The organism is Mycolicibacter arupensis (assembly GCF_002086515.1).
Lineage (GTDB): Bacteria > Actinomycetota > Actinomycetes > Mycobacteriales > Mycobacteriaceae > Mycobacterium > Mycobacterium arupense.
Genome location: NZ_MVHH01000046.1, coordinates 1 through 16,425 on the forward strand (window position 1 = coordinate 1; position 16,425 = coordinate 16,425).

The window sequence follows — 16,425 nt, forward strand, 5'->3', positions numbered from 1 at the left end:
GTGGTGGTGGCGCCGGAAATGCCGGCACAGGTGGCGACGGCGGAGCCGGGGGCGGCGGAACCGAAGCCGTCGGCGGCACCGGCGGCACCGGCGGCGCCGGAGTCAACGGCGGCACAGGGGGCACCGGCGGGGCCGGCGCCCAGGGCGGTTCCGCTGCTTCGCTGACCGGCGGCGTGGCCGGCGGCACCGGCGGCACCGGCGGTGCTGGAATCGGTACCGGCAGCACCGGAGGCAACGGCGGAACCGGTGGTGTCAGCACCACCGTCCAAGGCGGCGCCGGCGGCACCGGCGGCACCGGGTTGGACGGCGGCACCGGAGGCAATGGCGGTGCCGGTGGCAACGCCGGCAGCAGCGGCCGGGACTACACCACGCCCGCCGATGACACCACCGAGCGCACCACCGTCCCCGGCGGCGCCGGCGGAGCCGGCGGCAGGGGCGGCGACGGGGGCACCGGAATCGGTGCGGCCAAGGGCGGCGACGGCGGTGCCGGAGGCAACGGCGGCAACGGCACGAACGCCACGGAGGCCGGGCCCGGCGGTGCCGGCGGTGCGGGTGGCGCAGGCGGCGCCGGTGGCCAGATCGGTGCTGGCGGCAACGGGCGCGGCGGGGCCGGCGGCAACGGTGCCGACGCCGAGCCCGACGGTGCGGCCGGTGCGGCCGGTGGGGCGGGCGGCGCCGGTGGCGCCGATGGCACCCCGGGCGCTCCCGGGACGCCCAGCGCGAGCTCCGACGGCGGAAGCTGACCTGATCCGCGCCGCCCCACAGGTGGCAGGATGAGTGAATGGCAACCGGTGGCACCGCGCCCTTCGACCCGATCGACCCGCTGAGTCTGGACAGCCTGCTCTCCGACGACGAGATCGCGCTGCGCGACACCGTCGCGAAGTTCTGCGCCGAACACGTCATGCCGCACATCGCCGAATGGTTCGAGATCGGCGACCTGCCGGCCCGCGAACTCGCGCGCGAGTTCGGCAAACTCGGACTGTTGGGCATGCACCTGGACGGTTACGGCTGCAGCGGGGCGTCGGCGGTGCACTACGGCCTGGCCTGCGTGGAGTTGGAGGCCGCAGATTCCGGTCTGCGCTCGCTGGTCTCGGTGCAGGGCTCGCTGGCCATGTATTCGATCTACAACAACGGCTCCGAAGAGCAGAAGCAGCAGTGGCTGCCCGGCATGGCCACCGGTGAGCTGATCGGCTGCTTCGGGCTCACCGAACCCGACGTCGGCTCGGACCCGGCCGCCATGACCACCCGGGCCCGCCGCGATGGTTCCGATTGGGTTCTCAACGGCCGCAAGATGTGGATCACCAACGGCTCGATCGCCGACGTCGCGGTGGTCTGGGCGGCCACCGACGAGGGCATCCGCGGGTTCATCGTGCCCACCGGCACCCCCGGTTTCACCGCCAACACGATCCACCACAAGCTGTCGCTGCGCGCCTCGATCACCAGTGAACTGGTGCTCGACGACGTCCGGCTGCCCGCCGATGCGCTGCTGCCCCATGCCCGCGGCGTCAAGGGCGCGCTGGCCAGCCTGTCCGAGGCGCGGTACGGGATCATCTGGGGGGCGATGGGCGCGGCGAGGTCGGCCTGGCAGGCAGCCCGCGACTACGCCCTGGCGCGCACTCAGTTCGGCCGGCCGATCGCCGGCTTCCAGCTCACCCAGGCCAAGCTCGTCGACATGGCGCTCGATCTGCACAAGGGTCAGTTGCTCTCGCTGCACCTGGGCCGACTCAAAGACGGTGCCGGGTTGCGCCCCGAGCAGGTCAGCTTCGGCAAGCTCAACAACACCCGGACGGCGCTGGAGATCTGCCGGACCGCGCGAACCATCCTGGGCGGCAACGGGATATCGCTGGAATATCCGGTGATCAGGCACATGGTCAACTTGGAGTCGGTGCTGACATACGAGGGCACTCCCGAGATGCATCAGCTGGTGCTGGGCCAGGCTTTCACCGGCCTGGGCGCCTTCCGCTGACCCGCGCGCTGTGACCATGACGAGTCGCGAGATTCTCGGGCAACAGGCGGCCGCGTTCCTGGCACTGCACCAGCCGGGCAACCCGGTGATCCTGCCCACCGTGTGGGACGCATGGTCGGCGAAGCTGGCCGTCGGCGCCGGATTCCGCGCACTGACCATCGGCAGCAAGCCGGTCGCTGAGTCCCTGGGCAAAGCCGACGGCGAAGGCATGTCGTTCACCGAAGCCCTGGACCGAGCCCGCCAGATCACCGCGGCGGTTGACGTGCCGGTCTCCCTCGACATCGAATCCGGCTACGCGCAATCGCCCACCCGACTGGTCGAGGGCCTGCTCGATGCCGGCGTGGTCGGGTGCAACCTCGAAGACTCGGTGCACAGCGAGGGCAAGCGCCTGCGGTCCTCGGCTGAACACGCCGAGTGCGTGGCCGCGCTGCGGGCGGCCGCCGACGCGGCAGGCCCGCACCTGGTCATCAACGCCCGCACAGATCTGTTCCTGCGCCATGACGGTGCTGACGCCGACCGGATCGACCGGGCCATCGCGCGACTGACCGAATGCGCGCTCGCGGGAGCGGACGTGCTCTACCCCATCGGTTTCCATGACGCCGACACCCTGCGCGTCCTGGCCGCCGCGCTGCCGAAGCCGATCAATGCGCTCGCCGCGGCCGAGACCGCCGACCCTGCCTCCTTCGCCCCGCTGGGCGTTGCGCGGATCAGCTTCGGCCCGCTGCTGCAGACTGCCCTGGCCGGACATGCCGCACAGGTCCTGAGCCGCTGGGCCTGAATCAGCCCTCCCGCACCGTCGACACCGAACTTGACACCTGTTAAGTTCGTCGTCGTGGACAACATTCGCGGCAAGACCATTGCCATTACCGGCGCGGCCCGTGGTATCGGGCTGGCCACCGCCACCGCCTTGCTGGCCCGGGGCGCCCGCGTCGTTATCGGCGACCGCGACGTCGCGGTCCTGGACAAAGCGGTCAAGCAGCTGAGCTCGCGCGGTCAGGTCTCCGGACACCCGCTCGACGTGACCGATCGTGAGTCGTTCTCGACGTTCCTGGACAAGGCGCGCGCCGACGGTGACGGGCACATCGACGTGCTGATCAACAATGCCGGCGTCATGCCGGTCGGGCCGTTCCTCGACCAGTCACCGGAGAGCATCCGCTCGGCGACCGAGGTCAACTTCTACGGCGTGCTCAACGGCTGCCAGCTGGTGCTTCCCGAGATGATCAAGCGGCGCAGCGGCCACATCATCAACATCGCCTCGCTGGCCGGCGTGGTGGCCGTACCGGGCCAGGTGCTCTACGCCGGAACCAAGTTCGCCGTCGTCGGTCTGACCACCGCGATGTCCGACGAGTTCGCACCGCAGGGCGTCCAGGTCTCCGCCGTGCTGCCCACCTTCACCAACACCGAACTGATCTCGGGCACCACGCCGTCGGCAGCCCAGAAGCCGGTGGAGCCCGAGGACATCGCCGCCGGCGTCGTCAAGGTGCTCGACAAGCCCAAGACGCTGGTCTCCGTGCCCAGCTTCGGGCGGCGCGTCTCGGTCCTGGCGAGCCTGCTGCCGGACCGTGGCCGTCGCTGGCTGAACAAGAAGACCCAGAACGACACCGTGTTCCTGCAGTTCGACACCGCGGCCCGCAAGGCCTACGAGGATCGCGCGCAGCACGCCACCGGCGTCGTCGAAGGCGACTAGGACTGAGCCAGGCGCTGGGACAGTCCAGCTAGCCCAGCGCCTGGTCCAGGTCGGCGATCAGATCGTCGGTGCCTTCCAGTCCGACGGAGATGCGCACCACCCCGTCCCCGAGTCCGATTGCGGCCCGCCCCTCCGGGCCCATCGCCCGGTGAGTGGTGGTCGCCGGGTGGGTGATCAGGGACTTCGCGTCGCCGAGATTGTTGGAGATGTCGATCAGCTTCACCTTGTCCAGCAGCTCAAACGCCTTGTCCTTGGCCGCGTTGGGCGCAGCGTCGAGCTCGAAGGTCACGACGGTGCCGCCCCCGGACATCTGCTGACGCGCCAAGTCATACTGCGGGTGCGACGCCAGGAACGGATAGCGCACCCAGCGCACCGCCGGATGCTGCTCCAGGAACTCCGCGATGCGCAGCGCCGCGGAGTTCGCGTAGTCGACCCGGATCGACAGCGTCTCCAGACCCTTGAGCAGAACCCACGCGTTGAAGGCGCTCAGGGCGGGTCCGGTGTGGCGCATCAGGGTCTGCACCGGACCGTCGATGTACTCCTTGTCCCCCAGGATCGCCCCACCCAGCACCCGCCCCTGCCCGTCGAGGTGCTTGGTGCCCGAGTACACCACCACGTCCACCCCCAGGGGCAGTCCCTGCTGCAGCAACGGCGTGGCGAAGACGTTGTCCAACACCACCTTCGCTCCCGCCGCGTGGGCCAGCTGGGTGACCGCGGCGATGTCGACCAACGACTGCATGGGGTTCGACGGGGTCTCGAAGAACACCGCAGCGGTGGGCACCGACAGCGCCTGCTCCCACTGCGTCAAATCCTCGCCGTCGACGAAGACGGTCTCCACGCCCCAGCGGGGCAGGATCTCGTTGCAGATCACAAAACAGGACCCGAACAGGCTGCGGGCGGCCACCAGACGGTCGCCGGCCTTCAGCAGGGCGCCGAGCGCGACGAACACCGCCGCCATACCGCTGGCGGTGGCGAAGGCCGCCGGAGCGCCTTCGATCAGCCGCAGCCGTTCCTCGAACATCGCGACGGTCGGGTTTCCGTATCGCGAGTAGACGAACCGGTCGATCTCGCCGGTGAACGCCTGCTCCGCGGCGGCCGCCGAGTCGTAGACATAGCCGGAATTGAGAAACAGCGCCTCGGAGGTCTCGTCGAACTGCGAGCGCAGCAGGCCACCGCGCACGCCCAGGGTGGCCGCGCTGACGCCGTCGGGCAGCGGTCGGGGGATGCGGACCGACGGGGTGGGGTCCTGCTCGCTCATGACTGCGTCCAGGGCAGGCCGACGGCCCGCCACCCGGTGCCGCCCCGGTGGGCGTGCTCGTCGAGCTGGCCTTCGAAGCCGTCGAGCACGTTGTAGGACGGGGTCAGGCCCAGCGCGGTACCGGCCTCGGCGGCCCCGATGGAGCGGTTGCCCGAGCGGCACAGGAAGATCGCGGGCCCGCCGGCCACGCGCGCCGCCAGTTCACGGGTGAAGTCGCGGTTGGGTGTCCCGTCGGAGTGCACCCACTCGATGCAGACCAGTTCGCGGTCCAGTACGGAGACATCAGGCAGACCGACGAACCGCCATTCGGCGTCGGTGCGCACGTCGATCAGGGTCGCTGCCGGGTCGTCGCGCAGTATCGCCCAGGCCTGCTCGGGTGTGATATCGCCTGCGTAGCTCACCTGCGGAAGTCTCGCACCTGTGCCGGTTTCGCGCTACGGGGGGTCACGGCCAGAGCGTGTCCAAAACGGCCGCTACCTGCGCGGCTCGGTCGCGCGCGACCACGACGTCCGGCCCGGTGGCCAGCGCCAACCCCAGCCTCCGGCGGGGGTGCCCCTCATGGTGGGAGAACACCACGACGTCACTTTCGGTCACGGTGAGCGCATCGGCGACCACCGCGACACTGTCCGGCGCGGGCACGGTGGGGGTACCGCTACGACGCGAGTAGATCAGCCGGGCGGCGCCGGGCGAGACCATGATGGTGTCGGTCACCATCCCGAGGATGCCGCGCGCCTGCAATTCGAATCCGGAGAGCCGCTGCGTGCGCAGGGTCAGCAGCGCAGCATCGTAGGGGCGCATGTTGACCCCGGCGAAGTACACCTCGTCGCCGTAGACCAGCAGCTCCACTCCGAACAGACCGCGGCCCCCCAGTGCCCGCGCCACCCGCGCGGCGATCGACTTGGCCGCATCCAGCGCCACGGCGCTCATCGGATGCGGTTGCCAGGACTCCACCGTCAGTTGCCCGCTGGGCTCCTCGATGCTGCGGTGGCCGATCGGCGCGCAGAAGTCGAGCGCCGGCCCGCCCGGGCTGTCGCGATGCACGGCCAGCAGTGTGACCTCACTGTCGAACTCCACCACGGTCTCGGCCAGCACCCGCGGCGGGGTGTCCGCCGAGCCTGCCGCCACGGCGCGCTGCCATGCGGGTTCGATGTCGCTGTCACGCACCATGACCGAGCGGCCCTCGCCGAGCGTGCCGCCCACCGGTTTGACCGACATGGGGTAGCCGGCCCGCTCGGCCACCTCACGCAGTTCCTCCACCGAGCCGACGAACCAATACGGCGCGGTGGGCAGTCCCAGTTCCTCGGCGGCCAGACGCCGCATCCCCTCCGGGTCCGCGGCCAACCGGGCCCCCCGGATGCCGGGGACCAATTCGGTGACTCCGGTGTCGGCGGCGACGGTCAGCGCGTCGGTGGCCACGAACTCCGAGGCCACCACCACGAACTTGGGCTGCAACCACCTGATGGCCGCCGCCAGTTCGTCGTTGTCGCTGAGGTCCACCACCACCGAGCGGTCGACCACACCGTGCACGGTGGCATCGGCGTAGCGGTCGATCGCGATCACCTCGGCGCCCAGGCGTTGTAGCGCCGTCACCAGCTCGCGACTGAGGTCACCGGACCCGAGCAACGCAACCCTGGTCCGGCTGGGGCCGTCTGTGGACAACCGCTCGGTCGTCAACTCACCCGCCTGCCCGTTCACCGCCCCACCCTCCCGCGTCACGGCAATGTTGCATGCTCCTTCAGGATAGGTGTGAAAACGAACGGAGGTGTAAGGCCGGTGAACGCGGCAATGCTGGGCCCCCTGGTGGCCGCGGTGCTGGTCGCGGCGATCGCCCGGCACCACCAGTTGTCGGCCCCGCTGGTCCTGGTGATCACCGGCCTGTTGGTGGGGCTGATTCCCGCGGTCCCCGAGATCACCCTGCGGCCCGATCTGGTGCTGTTCGTGATCCTGCCGCCGCTGCTGTGGTCGGCCGGGCTGGAGAGCTCCTTCATCAGCATGCGCCGCAATAAGCGCCCCATCCTGCTGCTGGCGGTCGGCCTGCCGATGGCCACCACCGTCGCCGTCGGCGCGGTCGCCTACTTCACCGTGCCGGCAATGACACCGGCCGCCGCCCTGACGCTGGGTGCCGTCGTGGCCCCGCCCGATGCCGTCGCTGCGACCGCGATCGGCCGTCGGCTCGGCTTGCCTCGCCGGATCATGACCCTGCTCAGCGGCGAGAGTCTGCTCAACGACGCCACCGCGCTGACCCTCTACAAGGTGGCCCTGGCCGCAGCCATCGGCGCGGCCACCGGCTGGGGTATGGGCCTGGCCACCTTCGCGATGGCCGCGGTGGGCGGTGCGGTGACGGGGGTGGTGTTCGGATCGCTCATCGTGATCATCCGCGCCCGGCTGTCCGACCCACTGGTGGAGAGTGCGGTCGGGCTGGTGGCGCCGTTTGTGATCTACCTGGTGGCCGAAGAGATCCACGGGTCCGGGGTGCTGGCCGTGGTGGTCGCCGCCTTGATGCTGGGCCAGCGCTTCACCCGCGCCCACCACGCCACCCGGCTGCAGGACCAAGCGGTCTGGCGGGCCCTGCAGTTTCTGCTGGAGTCACTGGCCTTCCTGCTGATCGGTCTGCAGCTGCCCACGGTGGTGCAGGACATGCGGGGCGTGCGGTTCTCGACGCTGACCTTGGCCTCGCTGGCGGTGTTCGGCACGGTGCTGGTGGTGCGCGCGGTGTGGATGGTCGTCTTCGCCTATGCACCGCGCTCGCTGTCGGCGAAGATCCGCCAAGGCGAGCCCGCCCCCACCCACGGGCAGGTGCTGGTGCTGTCGTGGGCCGGGATGCGTGGGGTGGTCTCGCTGGCGGCCGCCTTCGGTGTACCGCTGACGACGTTGTCCGGGGAGCCGTTCCCGGGCCGGCCCCAGCTGGTGTTCCTGACGTTTGTGGTGGTCATCGGGACCCTGCTGCTGCACGGGCTGACCCTGCCGTGGATGATCCGGCGCCTCGGTGTGCAGTCCGAACAGGCGCGCGCCGACGCGCTCGCCTCGGCCAACGCGCAGGACAAGGCCGCCCGAGCGGCCGCCAACCGGCTCGATGAGTTGCTCGCCTCCACGGAACCCTCCCCGGCCAGCGAGCGGGCCGCTGAGGCGTTGCGCGGCTGGAACACGCGGCGGCGCAACGCGGCCCGCGAGCGGTTGCGACGCTTCGACCCCGGGGCCGAAAGCAACAGCGACGAGACCGCCGCCGCCGCGTTTCGCCGGTTGCGCCTGGAGATGCTGATCGCTGAGCGCGCGGCGCTGATCACCGAACGTGACCAGGGACGTATCGACGATCAGGTGCTGCGCGCGCTCATGTACCGGCTGGATCTGGAAGAGGCGGCGCTGAACGTGGACTAGCGCCTCCGCGCTCGCGCACGAATACAGTTGGTCGCATGAGTGTGCTGACGTCACCGAAGACCTACACCGGGCTGGCTGCCTTCCAAGCCGCCGACGCGGTGCTGTGCGCCATCCCCGCACCGTTCATCGCCACGGCGCTCGACACCGTTGAGTGTCCGCAACATATTCGGCCGGTACTGCCGATCGTCAAAGCCGCCTCAGCCGTGGGCCTGTTGTCGGTGCACCGTTTTCCGGGGCTGGCCCGACTGACGACCGCCGCGTTGACCCTCTACTTCGTTCTGGCGGTCGGCGCGCACGTCCGGGTCCGCGACAGCATCGCCAACACTGTGCCGGCGGCATCGTTTCTGGCCCTGTTCGCGGCGATGACTCTGCGCGCGCCGCGCCGCTGGCCGTGACGGAGCGCTAGGGCTGGCCCGGCAGCAGGCGCACCATCAGGCCTTGCGCCTGCGCCAGCACGGTGCCATCGGTATCGGTGAGTTCGGCGCCGATGAACGCCTTGCGGCCCTCGACCCGCTCGACCCGGCCGTGCACCTCCAGCGGGGTGTCGATCGGGGTGACCTTGCGGTAGTCGACGTGCAGGAACGCCGTCCGACTGATCGGCCGGTTCGCGGCGTGCACCACCATGCCGAACATCCAGTCGAACAGCAGCGGCAGCACGCCGCCGTGCACCGCTGAATTGCCGCCCACATGAAACCGGCTGAATGCGCCGTTCATCGAGACGCCGTCGGGTTCGAAGCGAGTGACTCGCCACGGCGGCAGCAGCAGACTGCCCATGCCCGGCAGCGAGGGAGCCCGCCCGGCCGGGGCGACGCCTTCCGGCGCCGGGTACTTCTCCAGCAGATCCACCAGCGCCTGGGCGCGGTCGGCGGCGTCCTCCCAGGTGGCATCGTCGGGGTCGGCCGATACCGACAGGTCCAGCAGGCGGCGCATCGTGGCGACGTACCGCCCGAAGCCGGCACTCGGATCCACGACGGCGTGGTCGGGGAATCCTCCGTGGCTGGCGTAGTCGGGGTCGACGTCTTCCGGGCGTGCCTCGCTCACGCGCCATCCCCGACGACGTCGCGTCGCACGATGGTCTGTTCGCGTCCCGGACCGACTCCGATGCAGGAGACCTGCGCCCCGGCGATCTCCTCGATGCGCGAAACATAGTCGCGAGCATTGGCGGGCAGGTCCTCGAAGGTGCGCGCCGTGGAGATGTCCTCCCACCAGCCCGGCAGTTCCTCGTAGACCGGCTCGGCACGAGCGAACTCTTCCTGGGTCATCGGCAGTTCGTCGGTGCGTTTGCCGTCCACGGTGTAGCCGACGCAGACCGGCACGGTCTCGAGGCTGGAGAGCACATCGAGCTTGGTCAGGAAGTAGTCGGTGATGCCGTTGACCCGGGTGGCGTAGCGGGCGATCACCGCGTCGAACCAGCCGCAGCGACGCTGACGGCCGGTGGTGACCCCGACCTCGCCGCCGGTCTTGGACAGGTATTCGCCATGGGCGTCGAACAGCTCGGTGGGGAAGGGCCCCGAGCCGACCCGGGTGGTGTAGGCCTTCAGGATGCCCAGCACCGTGGTGATGCGGGTCGGCCCGACACCGGATCCCACGGCGGCACCGCCCGCGGTCGGATTGCTCGACGTCACGTACGGGTAGGTGCCGTGGTCGACGTCGAGCAGCGTGCCCTGCGAGCCTTCGAGCAGCACGTTCTCGCCACGGTCGAGGGCGGCGCCCAGCAGCAGGCCGGTGTCGGCGATGCGGTGCTTGAAACCCTCGGCCTGCTCCAGCAGATCTTCGAGAACCTGTTGGGGCTCCAGCGCTTTGCGGTTGTAGATCTTGACGAGCACCTGGTTCTTGAAATCCAGGGCGGCCTCGATCTTGTTCGCCAGCGACTCGTGGTCGAGCACGTCGGCCACGCGAATCCCGATCCGGGCGATCTTGTCCTGATAGCAGGGCCCGATGCCGCGGCCGGTGGTGCCGATCTTCTTGCTGCCCATGTAGCGCTCGGTGACCTTGTCGATCGCGACGTGGTAGGGCATCAGCAGATGCGCGTCGGCGGAGATCAACAGTCTCGAGGTGTCCACACCCCGGCCTTCCAGGCCCGCCAGCTCCTCGAGCAGCACCCCAGGATCGACCACCACACCGTTGCCGATCACGTTGGTGACGTGCGGCGTCAGAACCCCGGACGGGATCAGGTGCAGCGCGAAGTTCTCGCCCGTGGGGAGCACCACCGTATGGCCGGCATTGTTGCCACCCTGGTAGCGCACCACCCACTGCACTCGTTCGCCGAGTAGGTCGGTGGCTTTACCTTTGCCCTCGTCGCCCCACTGGGCGCCGATGACGACGATTGCCGGCATGGATTTCTCGCTAACTGTCTTGGCTTACTGTGGTCCAGCCGGGGAATGAGCCTATCTGAAGCGATTCACAAGGAGCGTGTTGAACGCCACTAACGGCCCGGAGAGCCTCGATGCCGCCTGAAACGACCGTGTTGCTCTTTGCCGGACAGCCCCTGCCACGACCCCTTCGGGGGCTGCCAACTGTGCAGGTCGGAGGGGATAACGACGCCGAATCGGTGGACGCCGCAGTTGATCGCTACCGCCGTCTGGTGGTGGTGGGCGACGACGCGGATCTGGCGCGAATTCTGACCCGGCTGCTGCGCACCGACCGGCTGGACATCGAAGTCGGATACGCACCGCGGCGGCACACACCTGCCACCGCCGCCTACCGGCTCCCGGCCGGATGGCGGGCGGCCCGGCGGGCACGCCGCGGCGCGGGCCGGCCGGCACCGTTGATCCGCGACGACGCCGGCACCGCCCTGGTGGGTGTCGGGCGGTGGCTCCCGGTCGACGGCACGCGGGCGCTGCGCGGGGAGGGCGTCGTGGACGACACCACCCTGTTCGACGGCGAGGTGGCCGAGGTGCTGATCCAGCCGATCGGCGTCGCGCCGGGTCTGCGTGCCGGAATTCCGCGACGGCGCGGCGCGGTGGCCCGCTGGGCGACGGGACGGGCGGCGCAGCTGGGCACCACGGGCGCTGTGGTGGTCCGCGACGGCGTCTTCAGCAGCAGAACGGTGAAGCGGTCCACCTTCTACCGCCACATCGAGGACTGGCTGGTCGTGCGATGAACGTGCATCCCCTGCGCGGCCAATCGGTGCGGCCCAGCCCGGTGTTTGTTGCCCTGGTCGCCCTGACCGCTGTCGGCGGCACGCTGGCCTGGTGGGCCGGCGAGGAGATCCGGCCGCTGGCCTACGCCGGGGTGTTCGTGTTCGTCATCGCCGGCTGGCTGGTCTCGTTGTGCCTGCACGAGTTCGGCCACGCCTACACCGCGTGGCGCTTCGGTGACCACGATGTGCAGATGCGCGGCTATCTGACCCTCAACCCGCTGCGCTACACCCATCCGGGGCTGTCCCTGGTGCTGCCGATGGTGGTCATCCTGCTGGGCGGAATCGGGCTGCCGGGCGGCGCGGTCTTTGTGAACACGTCGTTCATGACACCGCGGCGGCGCACCCTGGTCAGCCTGGCCGGGCCGGCGGCGAACCTGATCCTGGCGATCCTGCTGCTGGGCGCCGCTCGCACGCTCTACGACCCGGCGCACCCGGTGTTCTGGTCGGGCGTGGCGTTTTTGGGCTTCCTGGAGTTGACGGCGTTGGTGCTGAACCTGCTGCCGGTACCGGGGCTGGACGGCTACGGCGCGCTGGAGCCGCATCTGAGCCCGGCGACGCGCCGCGCTGTCGCACCGTTCCAGCAGTGGGGACTGCTGGTCCTGATGATGCTGCTGCTCGCCGCGCCCGCCGTGAACCACACGTTCTTCTCCCTGGTGTTGTGGTTCTTCGACCTGTTCGACGTGCCCCGCGCACTGGTGTCCTGGGGGTTGAGCCTGACCCAGTTCTGGAGCTCCTGGTTCTGAGATCGAGGGCGGCCAACACCAGCCGAACGTGAACCCAACTTCACGCCCGCCAGCGGGTCCGTCGGCCTATATTCACCTCCCATGGGCGCCGGCCATGATCATCGACACACCGACACCCGGCTGTCCCGGATGGCCGTCGGCGCCACGATCCTGACCGCGTTCTTCGCCGTCGAACTGACCACCGCAATCACCATCAACTCGATGGCGCTGCTGGCCGACGCCGGCCATCTGCTCACCGACCTGGCCGCCCTGTTCATGGGAGTGGCGGCGGTGATACTGGCCCGGCGCGGCAGCACGTCCCCGTCGCGCACCTATGGCTGGCACCGCGCCGAGGTGTTCACCGCGGTCGCCAACGCGGTGTTGCTGATCGGGGTGGCCACTTTCATCCTCACCGAGGCGATCCGCCGTATCGGCACCGCGCCGGATGTGCCCGGTGTGCCGATGATCGTGGTCGCCGTGGCCGGGATGGTGGTCAACATCGGTGTGGCCCTGCTGTTGCGGTCCGACTCCGCACAGAGCCTGGCGGTCCGGGGCGCCTACATGGAGGTGATGGCAGACACCGTGGGCAGTGTCGGGGTGCTGATCGCGGGCGTGGTCACCCTCACCACCGAATGGCCGTACGCGGACGTTGTGGTGGCGGTCTTCGTCGCGCTGTGGGTGCTGCCGCGGGCGTTCGCTCTGGCCGGCGCGGCGCTGAGGATTCTGTCGGAGGCCTCCCCGAGCCATATCGATGTCGCCGAACTCCGCGCGGCGCTCGCCGCCCTAGACGGCGTGACCGACGTGCATGACCTGCACGTCTGGACGCTGGTTCCGGGACGGGACATGGCCACCGCTCATCTGGGGGCCACCACCGACGCCGGCCGCGTGCTCGCCGAGGCTCGCGCGGTCCTGGCGGCGCGTGGGCTGACCCACGCCACCGTGCAGGTGGAGCCGCCCGGGCAGGGCGGCGGCTGCTCGATCAGCTGATGAGGGGCGAGGGCATGCGACGCCTCAGCTCAGCCCGAGCGGCGAGCGGGCGCCGGGGTCGCAATCATCGAGCAGCTGCAGACAGCGGGCCACCTCGTCGGTCTCCCCGATGCTGTCGGCGGCACGCGCCAGCGCCGCCACGCAGCGCAGAAAACCCCGGTTGGGCTCGTGCGCGTAGGGCACCGGCCCGTAGCCCTTCCAGCCGTTGCGGCGCAACTGGTCCAGTCCCCGGTGATAGCCGGTGCGTGCGTACGCGTATGCGGTGACCGCGTTCTCCTCGGCCAGGGCAGCTTCGGCCAGCGCCGCCCACGCCACCGAGGCCGCCGGATGCGCGGCCGCGACAATCGCGGGGTCCTGGCCAGCCCGTAGGGCGGCCTCAGCGTCGGGGTCGCCGGGCAGCAAGATCGGGTCGGGCCTGAGCAGATCACCGGAGAGAGTCACGCCGTCCATTGTGCCGTGCCCTCCACGGCCAGCCACTCCCGCAACCCGGCGCCTCGCTCAGTAAACTAGCGGCAGCCGATCCGCATCAGCCGGCGGACATTGGAGGATCAGCCACTCATGCCGAACCCACCGGAACCGGACAACACCGAGCCGACCGAAGAAGCCGAGGCCCCTTCTACCCAGCAGCCGGACGGTGACGAGGAGGTCACCGAGATCCAGCCCGTCACCTCATCCGGAGACGAGTCCGCGACGGCCACCCCCGCGGACACACCGACAGAGGCCGAGGCCGTCACCGAGGTGATCACCACCGAGGTCACTCCCGCCGAACCCGCACCCGACGGTTCACCGGAGCGCCGTTTTACCGCCCCCGGTTTCGACGCCGGGCACACCGAGATCATCCCGTCGGTGGGCGACGCCGAGACCGAGCTGATCGCTCAGCAGGGCGACGATGCGGGAAAGGCTGTACCGCAACAGATTCCGGCGCGCCTTGGCGTCAAACTGCCGGCCACCGTGTCGCGCAGCTGGGGCTGGGTGATGGCGGTGATCCTGATCATCCTGGCGCTCGCCGCCATCGCGGTGCTGGGCACGTTGTGGCTGACCCGGGACACCCGGGCGGCCGCGTCGCAGGAAGAGCACGTGCGCACCACCATTTCGAACTTCGATATCGCGATGCAGAACGGCGACTTGGCCGCGTTGCGCAGCCTCACCTGTGGTGACATCCGCGACCGCTACGTCAATTACGACCAGAAGGCCTGGGACGACACCTACCGGCGGATCGCGGCGGCCAAGCAGTATCCGGTGGTCGCCAGCATCGACGAAGTCGTCGTCAACGACGGCCAAGCCGAGGCCAACGTCACCGCGTTCATGGCCTATGAGCCGCGGGTGCGGTCAACCCGCAGCTTCGATCTGCAGTTCCGTGACGATCAATGGAAGATCTGCCAGTCACACGGCAGCTAGCCGCGCCTCGTTGACTCTGCGCCCACGGCGCGGGTTACTCGAACTTTCCCGCTGTGGGCGCAGAGTCAGCGCTTAGTTGCTCAGGCTCTTGCCGGCGCTGTGCAGGTCGTTGCAGGCCTCGATGACACGCTCGGTCATGGCGGCCTCGGCCTTCTTGAGGTAGCTGCGCGGGTCGTAGGTCTTCTTGTTGCCGACCTCGCCGTCGACCTTGAGCACACCGTCGTAGTTGGTGAACATGTGCGCGGCGATCGGGCGGGTGAACGCGTACTGGGTGTCGGTGTCGACGTTCATCTTCACCACGCCGTAGCGCAGCGCCTCTTCGATCTCGGACTTCAGCGAGCCCGAGCCGCCGTGGAACACGAAGTCGAACGGCTTGGAGCCCTCCGCCAGGCCCAGCTTGGCCGACGCCACCTTCTGGCCCTCGGCCAGGATGTCCGGGCGGAGCACCACGTTGCCCGGCTTGTACACACCGTGGACGTTGCCGAAGGTGGCGGCCAGCAGGTACTGGCCCTTGTCACCGGCACCCAGGGCGGCGACGGTCTTCTCGAAGTCTTCCGGGGAGGTGTAGAGCTTCTCGTTGATCTCGGCTTCCACACCGTCCTCTTCACCGCCGACCACACCGATCTCGACTTCGAGGATGATCTTGGCGGCCACCGCCTTGGCCAGCAGCTCCTGCGCGATGGTCAGGTTCTCATCGATCGGTACCGCCGAGCCGTCCCACATGTGCGACTGGAACAGCGGGTTCTGGCCGGCCTTGACGCGCTCGGCCGAGATGGCCAGCAGCGGCCGGACGAAGCCGTCCAGCTTGTCCTTCGGGCAGTGGTCGGTGTGCAGGGCCACGTTGATCGGGTACTTGGCGGCGATCACATGGGTGAACTCGGCCAGTGCCACCGACCCGGTCACCATGTCCTTGACGCCCAGGCCGGAGCCGAACTCGGCTCCACCGGTGGAGAACTGGATGATGCCGTCGCTGCCCGCGTCAGCAAAGCCCTTGATCGCCGCGTTGATGGTCTCCGACGACGTGCAGTTGATCGCCGGGAACGCGTAGGCGTTCTCCTTGGCGCGGCCCAGCATCTCGGCGTAGATCTCGGGGGTGGCGATGGGCATGGGGAATCTCTCCTCTGAGCTGACCAAATCTGCCCTCGAGTATCGCAGGGGCGGTTTCGCCGGTGCCCCCCGGTATGTTGGTGCCTCATGAGCACCACCGTGGTCGCGATGCCCGGCTTCCTGGATCCGATGTACTGGCTGGGCGCCGGGGGCATCTTCCACGGCGCCGTACTGCCGGCCATCCTGGTGGTCGTCTTCATCGAGACCGGCCTGCTGTTCCCCCTGTTGCCGGGCGAATCCCTGCTGTTCACCGGCGGCCTGCTGGCCGCCAAGGGACTGGCGCCCGATATCTGGATCTTGGCGCCCGCAGTGGCCGTGGTGGCGATCCTGGGCGATCAGTGCGGCTACTTCATCGGCCGCCGGATCGGGCCGGCACTGTTCAAGAAGGAAGACTCCCGCTTCTTCAAAAAGCACTACGTCACCGAGTCGCACGCCTTCTTCGAGAAGTACGGGCCGTGGGCGATCATCCTGGCGCGGTTCGCGCCCTTCGTCCGGACCTTCGTCCCAGTGGTGGCGGGCGTGTCCTACATGCGCTACCCGGTGTATCTGGCGTTCGACATCGTCGGCGGCGTGCTGTGGGGCGGCGGGGTGACGACGCTGGGTTACTTCCTGGGCAACGTGCCGTTCGTCCACGAGAACCTGGAAAAGATCGTCCTGGCGATCCTGTTCGTCTCGATGATCCCGGCGTCCATCGCGGCGGCGAAGGCCTTCCGCAGTCGCCGCGGCGCAGCATCCACCCCGGACACCGACTCTGCGCTCACGGCGCAGAACTCCGAGTAGCCC

18 protein-coding genes are annotated in these 16,425 nt (G+C 69.3%); 11 read left to right on the top strand and 7 right to left on the bottom strand.

Features of this window, described 5'->3' with window-relative positions:
* The 4 genes from BST15_RS22170 to BST15_RS17005 form a co-directional block, all read left to right on the top strand.
* Positions 1 to 743 (top strand): hypothetical protein (locus BST15_RS22170; protein WP_207572055.1); only part of this gene is annotated, 743 nt, incomplete at its 5' end.
* A 38-nt stretch (positions 744 to 781) separates the two neighbouring features.
* Positions 782 to 1,966 carry an acyl-CoA dehydrogenase family protein gene (locus BST15_RS16995; RefSeq protein WP_046191096.1) on the top strand — a complete coding sequence of 395 codons (1,185 nt, stop codon included), beginning with the start codon at positions 782 to 784 and terminating at the stop codon, positions 1,964 to 1,966.
* A 16-nt stretch (positions 1,967 to 1,982) separates the two neighbouring features.
* On the top strand, positions 1,983 to 2,744 hold the full coding sequence (locus BST15_RS17000) for an isocitrate lyase/PEP mutase family protein (RefSeq protein ID WP_046191104.1): 762 nt from the start codon (positions 1,983 to 1,985) through the stop codon (positions 2,742 to 2,744).
* Between the two features lie 54 nt (positions 2,745 to 2,798).
* Positions 2,799 to 3,653: an SDR family oxidoreductase gene (locus BST15_RS17005; protein ID WP_046191097.1), complete on the top strand. Its 855-nt coding sequence runs from the start codon at positions 2,799 to 2,801 to the stop codon at positions 3,651 to 3,653.
* A 28-nt stretch (positions 3,654 to 3,681) separates the two neighbouring features.
* Here BST15_RS17005 and BST15_RS17010 read toward each other — a convergent pair whose 3' ends face one another.
* Genes BST15_RS17010 through purT form a run of 3 tightly spaced genes read right to left on the bottom strand, consistent with a single transcriptional unit; the run spans position 3,682 to position 6,606 of the window.
* Positions 3,682 to 4,911 carry an O-succinylhomoserine sulfhydrylase gene (locus BST15_RS17010; protein ID WP_046191098.1) on the bottom strand — a complete coding sequence of 410 codons (1,230 nt, stop codon included), beginning with the start codon at positions 4,909 to 4,911 and terminating at the stop codon, positions 3,682 to 3,684.
* Positions 4,908 to 5,312 carry a rhodanese-like domain-containing protein gene (locus BST15_RS17015; protein ID WP_046191099.1) on the bottom strand — a complete coding sequence of 135 codons (405 nt, stop codon included), beginning with the start codon at positions 5,310 to 5,312 and terminating at the stop codon, positions 4,908 to 4,910. The genes BST15_RS17010 and BST15_RS17015 overlap by 4 nt, the downstream gene beginning before the upstream one ends.
* Before the next feature lie 43 nt (positions 5,313 to 5,355).
* On the bottom strand, positions 5,356 to 6,606 hold the full coding sequence (gene purT / locus BST15_RS17020) for a formate-dependent phosphoribosylglycinamide formyltransferase (protein WP_052751530.1): 1,251 nt from the start codon (positions 6,604 to 6,606) through the stop codon (positions 5,356 to 5,358).
* Positions 6,607 to 6,684: 78 nt separating this feature from the next.
* Here purT and BST15_RS17025 point away from each other — a divergent pair, with 78 nt between their 5' ends.
* Both BST15_RS17025 and BST15_RS17030 read left to right on the top strand, forming a co-directional pair.
* Entirely contained in the window at positions 6,685 to 8,286 is a 1,602-nt protein-coding gene (locus BST15_RS17025; RefSeq protein ID WP_046191100.1) for a Na+/H+ antiporter, read from the top strand.
* Between the two features lie 35 nt (positions 8,287 to 8,321).
* The gene (locus BST15_RS17030; RefSeq protein WP_046191101.1) at positions 8,322 to 8,681 is read left to right on the top strand and encodes a DoxX family protein; all 360 of its coding nucleotides are present in this window, start codon (positions 8,322 to 8,324) and stop codon (positions 8,679 to 8,681) included.
* Positions 8,682 to 8,688: 7 nt separating this feature from the next.
* Here BST15_RS17030 and BST15_RS17035 read toward each other — a convergent pair whose 3' ends face one another.
* Together BST15_RS17035 and BST15_RS17040 are read right to left on the bottom strand one after the other, a co-directional pair.
* Positions 8,689 to 9,327 carry a PaaI family thioesterase gene (locus tag BST15_RS17035; RefSeq protein WP_046191102.1) on the bottom strand — a complete coding sequence of 213 codons (639 nt, stop codon included), beginning with the start codon at positions 9,325 to 9,327 and terminating at the stop codon, positions 8,689 to 8,691.
* On the bottom strand, positions 9,324 to 10,622 hold the full coding sequence (locus BST15_RS17040; protein ID WP_046191103.1) for an adenylosuccinate synthase: 1,299 nt from the start codon (positions 10,620 to 10,622) through the stop codon (positions 9,324 to 9,326). Before BST15_RS17040 ends, BST15_RS17035 begins: the two co-directional genes overlap by 4 nt.
* Before the next feature lie 110 nt (positions 10,623 to 10,732).
* Here BST15_RS17040 and BST15_RS17045 point away from each other — a divergent pair, with 110 nt between their 5' ends.
* The 3 genes from BST15_RS17045 to BST15_RS17055 all read left to right on the top strand — a co-directional run bounded on the left by BST15_RS17045 (position 10,733) and on the right by BST15_RS17055 (position 13,137).
* On the top strand, positions 10,733 to 11,389 hold the full coding sequence (locus BST15_RS17045; protein WP_083071071.1) for a peptidase M50: 657 nt from the start codon (positions 10,733 to 10,735) through the stop codon (positions 11,387 to 11,389).
* Positions 11,386 to 12,171, top strand: coding sequence for a site-2 protease family protein (locus BST15_RS17050; protein ID WP_046190540.1), 786 nt, complete (start codon positions 11,386 to 11,388; stop codon positions 12,169 to 12,171). Before BST15_RS17045 ends, BST15_RS17050 begins: the two co-directional genes overlap by 4 nt.
* An 81-nt stretch (positions 12,172 to 12,252) precedes the next feature.
* Complete coding sequence (locus tag BST15_RS17055; protein WP_046190541.1) at positions 12,253 to 13,137, top strand: cation diffusion facilitator family transporter; 885 nt, start codon at positions 12,253 to 12,255, stop codon at positions 13,135 to 13,137.
* Between the two features lie 24 nt (positions 13,138 to 13,161).
* On the opposite strand, the gene BST15_RS17060 is transcribed toward BST15_RS17055, so the two are convergent.
* The gene (locus BST15_RS17060; protein ID WP_046190550.1) at positions 13,162 to 13,578 is read right to left on the bottom strand and encodes a DUF3151 domain-containing protein; all 417 of its coding nucleotides are present in this window, start codon (positions 13,576 to 13,578) and stop codon (positions 13,162 to 13,164) included.
* Between the two features lie 117 nt (positions 13,579 to 13,695).
* On the opposite strand from BST15_RS17060, the gene BST15_RS17065 reads away from it, so the two are divergent.
* Positions 13,696 to 14,535, top strand: a complete 840-nt coding sequence (locus tag BST15_RS17065) for an Rv0361 family membrane protein (protein WP_046190542.1) — start codon at positions 13,696 to 13,698, stop codon at positions 14,533 to 14,535.
* Positions 14,536 to 14,607: 72 nt separating this feature from the next.
* Here the strand turns inward: BST15_RS17065 and fbaA are convergent, their stop codons facing one another.
* Positions 14,608 to 15,642 (bottom strand): class II fructose-bisphosphate aldolase, encoded by a 1,035-nt coding sequence (gene fbaA / locus BST15_RS17070; RefSeq protein ID WP_046190543.1) that lies wholly within the window; start codon positions 15,640 to 15,642, stop codon positions 14,608 to 14,610.
* An 87-nt stretch (positions 15,643 to 15,729) separates the two neighbouring features.
* Between fbaA and BST15_RS17075 the strand changes: the two genes are divergently transcribed.
* On the top strand, positions 15,730 to 16,422 hold the full coding sequence (locus tag BST15_RS17075; protein WP_046190544.1) for a DedA family protein: 693 nt from the start codon (positions 15,730 to 15,732) through the stop codon (positions 16,420 to 16,422).
* Positions 16,423 to 16,425 lie beyond the last annotated feature (3 nt).